The sequence below is a fragment of the Frateuria sp. GZRe12 genome (genome assembly GCF_051900535.1).
Lineage (GTDB): Bacteria > Pseudomonadota > Gammaproteobacteria > Xanthomonadales > Rhodanobacteraceae > Frateuria_A.
In genome coordinates this window covers 342,202-353,336 of record NZ_JBHZGI010000004.1, presented here as the reverse complement: position 1 = coordinate 353,336, position 11,135 = coordinate 342,202, and the positions used below count along the sequence as shown (strand labels likewise).

11 protein-coding genes are annotated in these 11,135 nt (G+C 70.8%); 4 read left to right on the top strand and 7 right to left on the bottom strand.

Annotation, left to right across the window (positions count from 1 at the left end):
* Window positions 1–13: 13 nt before the first annotated feature.
* Both bioF and bioB read right to left on the bottom strand, forming a co-directional pair.
* Complete coding sequence (gene bioF, locus ACFWZ4_RS11980; protein WP_439704901.1) at window positions 14–1,201, bottom strand: 8-amino-7-oxononanoate synthase; 1,188 nt, start codon at window positions 1,199–1,201, stop codon at window positions 14–16.
* 8 nt (window positions 1,202–1,209) lie between these two features.
* Window positions 1,210–2,211: a biotin synthase BioB gene (gene bioB / locus ACFWZ4_RS11975; RefSeq protein ID WP_439704900.1), complete on the bottom strand. Its 1,002-nt coding sequence runs from the start codon at window positions 2,209–2,211 to the stop codon at window positions 1,210–1,212.
* A 138-nt stretch (window positions 2,212–2,349) separates the two neighbouring features.
* Between bioB and ACFWZ4_RS11970 the strand changes: the two genes are divergently transcribed.
* Both ACFWZ4_RS11970 and ACFWZ4_RS11965 read left to right on the top strand, forming a co-directional pair.
* Complete coding sequence (locus ACFWZ4_RS11970) at window positions 2,350–2,556, top strand: hypothetical protein (RefSeq protein ID WP_439704899.1); 207 nt, start codon at window positions 2,350–2,352, stop codon at window positions 2,554–2,556.
* A 15-nt stretch (window positions 2,557–2,571) separates the two neighbouring features.
* On the top strand, window positions 2,572–3,288 hold the full coding sequence (locus ACFWZ4_RS11965) for a ComF family protein (RefSeq protein WP_439704898.1): 717 nt from the start codon (window positions 2,572–2,574) through the stop codon (window positions 3,286–3,288).
* 66 nt (window positions 3,289–3,354) lie between these two features.
* On the opposite strand, the gene ubiA is transcribed toward ACFWZ4_RS11965, so the two are convergent.
* Window positions 3,355–4,248 carry a 4-hydroxybenzoate octaprenyltransferase gene (gene ubiA / locus ACFWZ4_RS11960; RefSeq protein WP_439704943.1) on the bottom strand — a complete coding sequence of 298 codons (894 nt, stop codon included), beginning with the start codon at window positions 4,246–4,248 and terminating at the stop codon, window positions 3,355–3,357.
* A 230-nt stretch (window positions 4,249–4,478) separates the two neighbouring features.
* On the bottom strand, window positions 4,479–4,646 hold the full coding sequence (locus ACFWZ4_RS11955; protein ID WP_439704897.1) for a hypothetical protein: 168 nt from the start codon (window positions 4,644–4,646) through the stop codon (window positions 4,479–4,481).
* Between the two features lie 197 nt (window positions 4,647–4,843).
* Here ACFWZ4_RS11955 and ACFWZ4_RS11950 point away from each other — a divergent pair, with 197 nt between their 5' ends.
* Window positions 4,844–5,953, top strand: a complete 1,110-nt coding sequence (locus tag ACFWZ4_RS11950; protein WP_439704896.1) for a diguanylate cyclase — start codon at window positions 4,844–4,846, stop codon at window positions 5,951–5,953.
* Window positions 5,954–6,206: 253 nt separating this feature from the next.
* On the opposite strand, the gene thrC is transcribed toward ACFWZ4_RS11950, so the two are convergent.
* From thrC to ACFWZ4_RS11935, 3 genes are read right to left on the bottom strand one after another with little or no spacing between them, the layout of a single operon-like run.
* On the bottom strand, window positions 6,207–7,529 hold the full coding sequence (gene thrC, locus ACFWZ4_RS11945; RefSeq protein WP_439704895.1) for a threonine synthase: 1,323 nt from the start codon (window positions 7,527–7,529) through the stop codon (window positions 6,207–6,209).
* Window positions 7,526–8,467 (bottom strand): homoserine kinase, encoded by a 942-nt coding sequence (locus ACFWZ4_RS11940; RefSeq protein ID WP_439704894.1) that lies wholly within the window; start codon window positions 8,465–8,467, stop codon window positions 7,526–7,528. Before ACFWZ4_RS11940 ends, thrC begins: the two co-directional genes overlap by 4 nt.
* On the bottom strand, window positions 8,454–10,493 hold the full coding sequence (locus ACFWZ4_RS11935; RefSeq protein WP_439704893.1) for a bifunctional 2',3'-cyclic-nucleotide 2'-phosphodiesterase/3'-nucleotidase: 2,040 nt from the start codon (window positions 10,491–10,493) through the stop codon (window positions 8,454–8,456). Before ACFWZ4_RS11935 ends, ACFWZ4_RS11940 begins: the two co-directional genes overlap by 14 nt.
* Window positions 10,494–10,715: 222 nt before the next feature.
* Between ACFWZ4_RS11935 and ACFWZ4_RS11930 the strand changes: the two genes are divergently transcribed.
* Entirely contained in the window at window positions 10,716–11,123 is a 408-nt protein-coding gene (locus ACFWZ4_RS11930; RefSeq protein ID WP_439704892.1) for a GntR family transcriptional regulator, read from the top strand.
* Window positions 11,124–11,135 lie beyond the last annotated feature (12 nt).

Here is an 11,135-nt window from a genome sequence, read left to right as displayed (position 1 = left end):
GGCGAGTCGCCGATTATACCGGCGCGGCGCTTTCGCCCCGCGGCAACGCCGCCAGCGCTTCGAGCAGGCGGTCGACATGCTCCTCCTCGTGGGCGGCGCTCAGCGTGATGCGCAGGCGCGCCTGGCCGGCCGGCACCGTGGGGGGACGGATCGCGGTCACCAGCAGGCCGCGCGCTTCCAATGCCCGTGCCGCCGCGAGTGCGCTGTCGGCATCGCCCAGCAGTAGCGGCTGGATCGGCGTGTCCGAGGCGGCCAGTGGCAAGTCCAGGTGCGCGGCGCCGGTTCGGAAGCGCGCGATCAGCGCGACGAGCTTCTCGCGCCGCCAGCTTTCCCCGCGTGCCAGCCGCACCGCCGCGAGCGTCGCGGCAGCCACTGCCGGTGGCATGGCGGTGGTGTAGACGTGGGTGCGGGCGAACTGGGTGAGGCCCTCGATCAGCCCGGCAGAGCCGGCGACGAACGCACCATGAGTGCCCAGCGCCTTGCCCAGGGTGGCCATCAGCACCGGTACCTCACGCGTGCCAAGGCCCGCCTCGGTGACGCTGCCGGCTCCCTCCGGTCCGAGCACGCCAAGCCCGTGTGCGTCGTCGACCATTAGCGTGGCGTTTTCGCGGCGGCACAGCGCGGCCAGCTCGCGCAGCGGCGCGCGGTCGCCGTCCATGCTGAAGACGCCGTCGGTGGCGAGCAACGTGGCGGCCTCCGGGGTGCCGGCGAGCTGGCGTGCGGCACCGGCGGCATCGCCGTGCGGATAGCGGCGCAGCGTGGCGCCGGCGAGCGTGGCGCCATCGAGCAGGCAGGCGTGGTTGAGCTTGTCCTGCACGCACAGGTCGCCGCGGCCGAGCAGCGCCTGCATCACGCCCAGGTTGGCCATGTAGCCGGTGGAAAACAGCAGCGCGCGCTCGCGGCCGGTCCAGTCGGCCAGCGCCTCCTCCAGCATCGCGTGCTCGCGACGGTGGCCGCAGACCAGGTGCGCGGCAGTGCTGCCGACGCCTTCGTCGTCGGCCACGCGCTTGAAGGCGGCGATCAGCTGGGGATGCCGGGCCAGGCCCAGGTAATCGTTGGAGCAGAAGGCGAGCAGGCGGCGGTCGCCGATCTCGAGCCAGGGGCCCTCGGCATGATCGACGATGCGAGCCCGGCGCAGCAGGTTTCCGTGCGACCGTTCGGACGTCTGGATGCCCAGCCGCTGTAACAGGTCGGCGCGCACGGCGGCGATCAGGCGGATTGAAGGATGTCGGCGTGCACCGTGCCCGAGCGTTCGACCACTTCCAGCGGATGCAGGTCCAGCCGGGCGAACAGCGCGCGATCGGAGGCGACGTCGGGGTTGCCGGTGGTCAGCAGCTTCTCGCCGTAGAAGATCGAGTTGGCGCCGGCATGGAAGCACAGCGCCTGCACCGCTTCGTCCATCTGCTGGCGGCCGGCGGACAGGCGCACCATCGAGGCCGGCATCAACAAGCGCGCCACCGCGATCGTGCGCACGAACTCGAACGGATCGAGTGCCGCGGTGCCATGCAGCGGCGTGCCCTCGACCTGCACCAGCTGGTTGATCGGCACCGACTGCGGGTGCTCGGGCAGGTTGGCCAGCGTCTGCAGCAGGCCCGCGCGCTGCTCGCGCGATTCGCCCATGCCGACGATGCCGCCGCAGCAGGTCTTCAGGCCCGCGCAACGCACGTGGTCGAGCGTGTCCAGGCGGTCCTGGTACTCGCGCGTGTGGATGATCTGGTCGTAGAACTCCGGCGCGCTGTCGAGATTGTGGTTGTAGTAGTCCAGGCCCGCCTGCTTGAGCGCGTCGGCCTGCTCGCCGCTCAGCATGCCCAGCGTGGCGCAGGTTTCCAGGCCAAGGCCCTTCACCGCGGAAACGATTTCGGCCACTTTCGCGACGTCGCGGTCCTTGGGGCTGCGCCAGGCCGCGCCCATGCAGAAGCGGCTGGCGCCGGCATCCCTGGCGGCCTTCGCGCGCTCGAGCACGGCATCCACGCTCATCAGCTTCTCGGCTTTTACGCCGGTCTGGTAGCGCTGTGCCTGCGGGCAGTAGGCGCAGTCTTCCGGACAACCGCCGGTCTTGATCGACAGCAGCGTCGAGACCTGCACCGCATTGGGATCGTGATGCTCGCGATGGACCGTGTGCGCGCGATGCAACAGGTCGTTGAACGGCAGCGCGAACAGCGCGGCGACTTCCGCGCGCGTCCAGTCGTGGCGGATCGGGGCAGGGGACATGGCGCGGCTCCGTGGGGACGCGGCAGTGTGGGAAGGGCCCTCGCGTCTGTCAACCGACGAGGTTGGCGTCGGGTTGACGGGCTTTACGTCCGCGCCCGTCCGCTACCATCGGCGTACCCACCCCACGGAGCAAAGCAGATGAGCGCAGGTCAGGGCAGCACCGGCAACGTCATCGCGGCGGTGTGCAGTTTCTTCATTCCCGGCCTGGGCCAGCTGGTGCAGGGGCGGTTGCTCAAGGCGATCATCATGTTCGTGCTCGCCGCTGCGCTGTGGATCTTCTGGATGGGCTGGATCATCCACCTGTGGTCGATCCTCGACGCGGCGCTGTACAAGCCCGGGAACTGAAGCGCACCGATGCGCATGGATGCGCTTTTCCGCCCGCTCTCAAGCCTGCATGCCTGGCTGTTGCCATGGCGCTGCCTGCTTTGCGGCGACGCCGGCAGCAACGGCCTGGACCTCTGCCGCGCCTGTGCCGCGGAATTGCCGCGCAATACCTGCTGTTGCGCGCATTGCGCGCTGCCCCTGCCCAGTGCGGTGGCGATGTGCGGCGCGTGCCAGCGCAAGCCGCCGCCGTGGGATGCGGCATGGGCGCCGTTCCGCTACGGCTGGCCGCTGGACCGGCTGGAGGCGCGCTACAAGTTCGGCCGTGACCTCGCCGCCGGTCGCACGCTCGCCACGCTGTGGCAGCGTGCGGCGACGCCGGTCGCGCGACCGGCGCTGATCCTGCCGGTGCCGCTGCATCGTGCGCGCCTGCGCCAGCGCGGCTACAACCAGGCACTGGAGCTGGCGCGGCCGCTCGGCCGGGCGCTGGGCATCCCGGTGCGTCACGACGGGCTGCTCCGTTCGCGCGCCACGGTGGCGCAGACCGAGCTGGATGCGGCGGCGCGGCGGCGCAACGTGCGCGGGGCGTTCGCGCTTCGCGACGGGGCGCCGCTGCCCGCGCACGTGGCCTTGCTGGATGACGTGATGACCACCGGCGCGACGCTGGCCGAATGCGCGCGGGTCCTCAAGCGCTCGGGCGTGGCGCGGGTGGACGTCTGGGCGCTGGCCCGGGCGCCGTCGTCGCGGCAGCGGTGATCCCGGATCGCGCGGCCTTCGACTGCGAAAGGGGGCTATTCCCTCACCGCGCGGCACAACGCAGCTTCATTTCACGGCGAGGCTGAGCACGATGCCGATCCACAAGGTGAGGCCGACCCAGTTGTTGTGCCGGAACGCGGCCAGGCAGGCGTCGCGGGCGCGGGCGCGGATCAGCCAAAGCTGGTAGCCGAACAGGCCGGCGGCGGCGAGCAGGCCGAGCCAGTAGGGCCAGGGCAGCTGTGCGCGCTGGCCGACGAACAGCATCGCCAGCAGGAACGTGCCGATCAGCATCCCCAGGATCGGCACGTCCGCATCGCCGAACAGGATCGCGGTGGACTTGGCGCCGGCCTTGAGGTCGTCGTCGCGGTCGACCATCGCGTACTGGGTGTCGTAGATCACCGACCACAGGATGTTGCCCAGGAACAGCAGCCACCCCAGCGGCGGCACCGTGTTGGTCACCGCCGCGAACGCCATCGGGATCGACCAGCCGAACGCCGCGCCCAGCACGACCTGCGGCAGATAGGTCCAGCGCTTGGTGAACGGATAGATCGCCGCCAGCGCGGCGCCGGCGAAGGACAGCTTGATCGTCAGCGCATTGGTGAAGAGCACCAGCACGAAGGCGAACGCGAGCAACGCGCCGAACACGACCAGCGCCTCGCGCGGGCTGACCCGGCCGCTGGCGATCGGCCGTCCGGCGGTGCGCGCCACCTGCGGGTCGAGCTTGCGGTCGGCATAGTCGTTGATCGCGCACCCCGCCGAGCGCATGGCGAACACGCCTAGGGTGAAGATCACCAGCGGACCCCAAGGCGGAAAGTCGCCGGCGGCCAGCCACAGCGCCCACCAGGTCGGCCACAGCAGCAGCAGCGCGCCGATCGGGCGGTCCATGCGGGTGAGCACGAGGTAGTCCGCGGCCTTTTCGCGCCAGTGCGGCGGCAGCGGACGCAGCAGCAGGTCGAGCACGCGCGTGGCGCGGGTCGAACTGTCGGCCGGGCGGACCGGACGGGCGGGTGCCGCGGGACGCGGCCGCGTCGTGGTCGGCGGCGTACGGCGCTGGCGCTTGCGGGGAGGAGGAGCCATGCGCGGCAGTTTAGCCCGGCGTGTCGCCGGGTATCTGGGCGGCACGGCGCTTTTCTCCTCGCCAACCTCGTCTACCGAATCCTTCCCGGCGGGGGAGAGGACTCAAGCAAAGCTCAGGGCAGCGGGTCCAGCGGGTCGTTCTCGGTCAGCGGGCTGCCGAGCGGATCGGCGTCGGCGTCCTGTGCGGGGCTGGCGTGGCCCGGGTTGCGGATTTCCTCTTCCGGGCGCTGCTTGCCGGGCTGCGCAATCGGCGGCTCGGGATGCTGGGGGTTGTTCGGCATGATCTTGGCTCCAGGGCGGGGATGGAGGAACGCCAGCGTTGCGCAACGCCCGTCAAGCGCGTGCAAAGGGTGTGCTGCACCGCCGTGCCGGGCTCGCCGCTCAAGCCCGCCCTGTCGCGGCCGATAACCCGGACGAAGATACCCGTCGTGCAAGCGACGGCCCGAGGCGAGAGCTTCTTTTGCGCAGGAGGCCGGGCATGTCCGTGGCATACGACATCGTCGCGCAGGACGCCGTGCCCGCTCGGGCCATCCCCGCGGTTGCGCCGCCCTCACGAAGCCCGATGGCGCCGGCGCACGCACGCCTGCTCGACTCGGTGGCCGCTTTCACCCATCACCGCGACATCGACGCGCTCGACCACAGCCTGGCGCTGTCGCTGGCCGAGCTCGCACCGGCCCGGGCGGTCATTCTGTGCAAGCGCGCGGTCGACGGTCGGCAAGTGGAAAGCCTGGTGCGCTGCACCGCCGACGCGCAGGGCGTGTTCTCGTTGCGCGCCTGCACCCCGGCCGCGGACGATCCCGAGCTGGCACCGGTCTGGCGCTGCATGGACCGGCAGCAGAGCCACGCCGAGGCGAACGCCGACGGCCATCGCCTGTACGTGCCGATCCTGCACGAAGGACGCGCATTGGGTGCGCTGCAGCTCGAATCCGACGCTCCGCTGGACGCGGCCCACGCACTGGCCGAAGGCTTCGCGCGGATCTACGCCAACTACATCACCCTGCTCAACGAGAGCGAACGCGACAAGCTCACCGGCCTGTACAACCGGCGCACCTTCGAACGCCACCTGCAGCGGCTGTTCCACTGCCCGGGCGCGGCCAGGGAAAAAGATGAACGACGCGCCGGCCGCGCCGCGTCCGATGGCGTGTGGCTGGCGATCTTCGACATCGACCATTTCAAGCGCATCAACGACACCTTCGGGCACATCTACGGCGACGAGGTGATCCTGCTGCTGGCACAGCAGATGCGCGCCAGCTTCCGCCAGGGCGACGTGCTGTTCCGCTTCGGCGGCGAGGAATTCGTGATCCTGCTGGCCGGCCACGACGAGGCCGAGGCCCGCCGCGCGCTGGAACGCTTCCGCGAACGGGTCGCAAGCTACCTGTTCCCGCAGGTCGGCCACGTGACCGTCAGCGTCGGCTACGCGCTGGCCGCGATGGGCGATTACCCCGAGACGGTGATCGACCGCGCCGACAAGGCGCTGTACTTCGCCAAGGAGCACGGCCGCAACCGCACCCACGGCTACGAGGAACTGGTCCGCCAGGGTGCGCTGGTGGCCGAGCCGATGAGCACCGGCAGCATCGACCTGTTCTGAGCCGGCCGACTGCGGACGTCCAGACGTCCGGATGGGTTGCCCAACGGCGCCAGGGCGCTGGCTGCGCGCCCGCGCTGTCCCTCCAGCGCCCCATCAACCACACAGCCACGGTATCCACCCGCACCGCGTAGTGACGAAACGCAGCGTCGGGACTGGCCGCCTTTCCGTGGATAGCCCGATCGGCCGGATGCCGTTCGTCGCGTGCGCCGCACGGCGCTCGACCTTTTCGTGGTCCCCCGCATCGCGGGGACGGTCAGGCCAGCTTGCGCAACCACTGCCCGAGGGCCTGCTCGTCGACTCCCATCGGCGCCGCCACCGCGGGACGCTCGAGCATGGCGGCCAATGCCGGTGGCACCGTGAGCGCGTGGCCGAGCAGCGGTTCCAGCACCGCATCGAACTTGGCCGGGTGCGCGGTCGCGACCACCGCCCAGTGACGCGCATCCCCTCGCGGCTCGCGGTCGAGCACTGCCAGTGCGGTAGCGGTGTGCGGACAGACCACTTCGTCGTGGTCGCGCGCGTGGCGCAGCAGCGTGGCGCGGATGGTCGCATCGTCGATGCTCGCGGCACGCAGGGCGTGGCGGACGGCGTCATCGTCGCCACCGAAAGTCCAGCGCAGCCGCTCGAAGTTGCTTGGTGCGCCCACGTCCATGGCATTGGCCAGCGTGGCGATGGCATCGCGCGGCCGGTAACCGGCGCCGGCGAAGAAGTCCGGCAGCGTGCCGTTGGCGTTGCAGGCCAGGCGGATGTCGCCGACGGGCAGGCCCATGCCGCGCGTCCAGACGCAGGCCATGGCGTTGCCGAGGTTGCCGGTGGGGATGATGAAATCGAGCGGCCGGCCATGGGCGCGCCACCAGCGCAGGGCCGCATGGGCGTAGTAGCTCATCTGCGGCAGCAGCCGGCCCAGGCTGATGCTGTTGGCGGAACTGAGCGGTACCTCGCGCTGCAGGCCGGCGTCGTTGAGGGCCGCCTTCACCAAGCGCTGGCAATCGTCGAAGCTGCCGGCCACGCGCAATGCGTGCACGTTGTCGCCGAAGCTGCCCAACTGGTGCGCCTGACGCGGCGAAACGCGGCCGTCCGGATAGAGGATCGCCACGCGCACGCCGCTGCGCTCAAGGTCGGACCGCTGGTGGAACGCGGCGCCCACCGCGGCGCCGGTGTCGCCGGAGGTTGCGACAAGGATGGTCAACGGCGGCGCATCCGGGTCGCGCAGCCGGCGCAGGCAGGCGGCGAGGAAGCGCGCGCCGAAGTCCTTGAAGGCGGCGGTCGGGCCGTGGAAAAGCTCCAGCAACGACGCGTCCGGGCGCGCGAGCGGGCGCAGCGGCGCATTGAAGGTGAATGCCTCGGCGCAGATCGCGGGCAGGGCGTCGGCCAGCGGATCGCCGGCGAAGAAGGGCGTGAGCAGGGTGGTCGCGGTGGCGGCCAGGTCGCCGTCCGGATCGAACGCGGCCAGGTCGATCGACGGCAGGCGTTCGGGCACGTACAGCCCGCCATCCGGCGCCAGGCCGGCGGCGATCGCTTCGCTCAAGGTGACCGCGGGCGCCCGACCGCGCGTGCTCAGGTAGCGCAGTGCGCTCATGCGAGCAACTGCGCGCCCGGGCCGTCGATGGCGCCGACCAGCACGTCGCTGTCCAGGCCGGCGTCGGCGAACGCGGCGCGCATCGCCTCGGCGGCGGCGGTCGCCCGGTGCGCGTCCTCGAACCAGCCGAACACGCTGGGGCCTGCGCCGGAGATGCTGGCGCCCAGGGCACCGTGGTCGAGCGCGGCCTGCTGCACGCGGGCGAAATTGGGCACCAGTGGCGCGCGGCGCGGTTCGACCAGCACGTCCTTGAGACCCTCGCGCACCAGCGCCGCGTCGGCGCGCCAGCAGCCGGCGATCACCTGCGCCAGGTTGGCGCTTTGCGCGACGAATTCCGACAGCGCATAACTTCCGGCCAGTACCGCGCGCGAGCGGCGCGTTTCCAGCACGCAGTGCGGGTGCACCAGCGCGCAATGCCAGGCCGCCGGCACCGGAATGCGCACCAGCCGCGTGGCGGTCGCGAGCACCAGGCCGCCGAGCAATTGCGGGCCGACGTTGTCGCCGTGGCGCCCGCCGCTGGCCACCGCCTCGCCGTCCATCGCGAAGCCGTACAGCGCCTCGCGCGGGAGCGGCTCATCCAGCAGCGCGTTGGCGGCGATGAGCGCGGCCACGCAGGAGGCCGCCGAGCCGGCCATCCCGGAACCCAGCGCGATGCCCTTGTGCAGGGTCAGCTCGAAGCCGTGCGAAAGATCCCGACCGGCGCGCAGTGCGAGCAGCGCGGCGCCGGCGGTATTGCGTTCGGCCTCCAGCGGCAGGTCGCGCACCACGCCCTCGATGGCGGCGATGCGCACCACCGGCTCGTCGATGCGGCGGACCTGCGCGCGGTCGCCGGCGCCGGCGAGGGTGTGGCCCAGGATGTCGAAGCCCACGCCGACGTTGCCCACGCAGGCGGGGGCGAACGCACTGGCGACCGATGGGAAAGGCTCAGTGGCCGGCATGGCGACGACGGTGGGCCGGCTGGCCGTCGACCTTGGGCGGCACGCGTCCGGCAAGGTCGATAGCGTACGTCGCCGTGCCGTCGCCGTTCTCGCGCAACTGGCGGATGCCTGCCACGCCGTCGGCGGCGGCGATGGCCTGCTTGCCCGCGGCGGCGGTGAAAGTCACCGCGCCCCGCGTCTGCAGCGCTGCGAAGCGCCACGAGGTACCGGGCAATTCGGCGCGATCGAGCGTGCCGATGCGCTTGAGCCAGGCGGCTACGATCTCGCGCACGCCATCGGTCGTATCGAGCACGATATTGCGGCCGTCGAGCCCGGGAAAGTTGCCGCCACCGCTGGCGCGGTAGTTGTTGGTGGCGACGATGAACGGCTGCGACGGCGTCACCGGCTTGCCCTGGTACCGGAGCTCCACGATGCGCTCGCCGACGGGTTTGCTCACGTCGATCACGTAGGCGAGGTCGCCCTGGATCTGGTCGAAGTTGAAGCCCGGCACGTGGGTGTTGATCAGCGCCTGCTCGCCGGGCGTGGCCGGGTCGATGCGGTTGAAGCGCGCGGCCGAGGTCTCCAGCCACGCCTTCACGCCCGCGCCGTCGGTTTTCACCGCGGCGAGCGTGTTCGGATAGAAGTACAGGTCTGCCGCGCTGCGCAGGGTGAGCGGGCCCGGCGGCACGTCGGTGTAGTCGTCGGGACCGCCGAAACCGGTGCGGAAAGCGGCCGCCGCGGCGAGCACCGGCACGCCGGCAAGTTCCGGGTGCAGCTTGGGCAGCTCACGCTGCACGTAATCGCGCTGCGCGGCGTTGACCACCGCCAGCGCGGTCATGTCGCCCTCGTCGGAGAAATAGCTCGACAGGCGCAGCTTCGCTTCGCCGATGGGCGTGTTCACGTAGGCCACCGTGGCATTGTGCGCCTGCGCCACCAGCGGTGCGATCGTCGGGTCGGCCGGCACGCACCGGTTCTTCTGCGGGCAGATCGGGCGCACTTCGCAGTGGGTGTCGTCGCGGTCGATGGTCCAGCGACCGCTCTGTCGTTCGAGCGCCAGCTTGATCACGCCCAGGTCTTTGCCGAAGAAGCCGCCCATCACCGCCGGCTTGCCGCGCACGAAGCCGCGCTTGGCGTCGACGTCCTTCATGCCGTCGTAGCGCGGCCCCGGAAACTCGGTGTGCGAGTGGCCCAGCAGCAGCACGTCGATACCAGGCACGCCAGCCAGGTACCAGCCGCCGTTCTCCATGTCGCTGGTGTAAGGCGCGGTGTTGAGACCGCCGTGCAGGATCGCCACCACCAGGTCCGGATGCTCTGCCTGGATCTGCGGCAGGTAGCGCTGGGCCGCCTCGACCACGCCGCTGACGGTGACCTTGCCCTGCAGGTTGCGCTGGTCCCACTTGAGGATCGGCGGCGGCGTGAAGCCGATGATCGCCACCTTGAGCGGCACCTGCAGGCGGCTGCCGTCGGCGCTGTAGGCCTCGATGGTCTTCGTCACCATCGTCCACGGCTTGAAGATCGGCTTGCCGCTCTTGGCGTCGAACACGTTGGACAGCACCAGCGGGAAGTGCGGGCCCGCGCAATGCGTGGTGCGTTTGCCGTCGATCTCCATCGGCGTGCCGGTGACCTGCGAGAGGAACGGCAGGCCGTAGTTGAACTCGTGGTTGCCGGCGGTGCCGCCGTCGTAGCCGACCGCGTCCATCGCCTGGTAGATGGCCAGCTCCTGCGCGCAGCCCAGCGGCGTGACCATCGCCTGGTAGTCGGCCAGCACGGTGCCCTGGATGGTGTCGCCGCTGTCGAACAGGAAGCTGTTGGAGAATTCGGCGCGTGCCCGGCGGATCAGCGTAGCGACCCGCTCGTAGCCGACCGTCGGGTCGTCCTTGGCCTTGAAGTAGTCCCAGCTCAGCACGTTCGCATGGACGTCGGTGGTCTCCAGGATCGCCACGTCCGCGCGGGTGCCATCGGGTGCCGCGGCGGGCGTGGTGGGGCTGGAGGCGCAGCCGGCGAGCGCGGCGGCGGCGAGCAGGGGCAACAGCGGGCGGAGCGACATCGGGAACGTCCAGCGGCAAACGGGCAGGGCCGGGAACGTAGCAGATCGACGGGGCGAAGGGCGGCGCTGCGCTGTCCTGCCCCGGCGGCCACTTGCAGTGGTGGGCTTTGGTCCGCCGCAACTTCGTGCCGAGGCGATGGTGGCTTGAAGCGCATCTACGGCGCTTGACAGGCCATAAAGACGCCTGTACTACTACACACAGTACAGACAGGACAGACGACCATGCCCCGCAGCCAGGCCCTGATGCTCCAGATCGCCACCGGCGATGCGCGTCCGATCAGCAAGCAGATCGTCGACGGCGTGCGCATGAAGATCGCCACCGCGGAACTCAGTCCGGGCGACCAGCTGCCCAGCGTGCGCGGCCTGGCCCAGCAGCTGACGATCAACCCCAACACCGTGGCGAAGGCGTACGCCGAGCTCACCGCCGAAGGCTGGCTGGAGTCGCGCCAGGGCCTGGGCCTGTTCGTCGCCACGCCGCGCCAGCGGCTCTCCAACGGCGAACGCGATCGGCGCATGGACGAGGCCATCCAGGCCTTCGTGCACGAGGTGGCGGCGCTCGATTACCCGCCCGAGCGCGCGCTGTCGCGACTGGACCGCGCGCTGCAGGTGTTGTCCCGCAAAAGCGCCTGACCTGTCCCGAGA

Coding starts and splice junctions, on each gene's coding strand:
- bioB (WP_439704900.1), bottom strand. CDS start 2,211: ATGTCCCCTGCCCCGATCCGCCACGACTGGACGCGCGCGGAAGTCGCC.
- ACFWZ4_RS11970 (WP_439704899.1), top strand. CDS start 2,350: ATGAGCGCAGGTCAGGGCAGCACCGGCAACGTCATCGCGGCGGTGTGC.
- ACFWZ4_RS11965 (WP_439704898.1), top strand. CDS start 2,572: ATGGATGCGCTTTTCCGCCCGCTCTCAAGCCTGCATGCCTGGCTGTTG.
- ACFWZ4_RS11955 (WP_439704897.1), bottom strand. CDS start 4,646: ATGCCGAACAACCCCCAGCATCCCGAGCCGCCGATTGCGCAGCCCGGC.
- ACFWZ4_RS11950 (WP_439704896.1), top strand. CDS start 4,844: ATGTCCGTGGCATACGACATCGTCGCGCAGGACGCCGTGCCCGCTCGG.
- thrC (WP_439704895.1), bottom strand. CDS start 7,529: ATGAGCGCACTGCGCTACCTGAGCACGCGCGGTCGGGCGCCCGCGGTC.
- ACFWZ4_RS11940 (WP_439704894.1), bottom strand. CDS start 8,467: ATGCCGGCCACTGAGCCTTTCCCATCGGTCGCCAGTGCGTTCGCCCCC.
- ACFWZ4_RS11935 (WP_439704893.1), bottom strand. CDS start 10,493: ATGTCGCTCCGCCCGCTGTTGCCCCTGCTCGCCGCCGCCGCGCTCGCC.
- ACFWZ4_RS11930 (WP_439704892.1), top strand. CDS start 10,716: ATGCCCCGCAGCCAGGCCCTGATGCTCCAGATCGCCACCGGCGATGCG.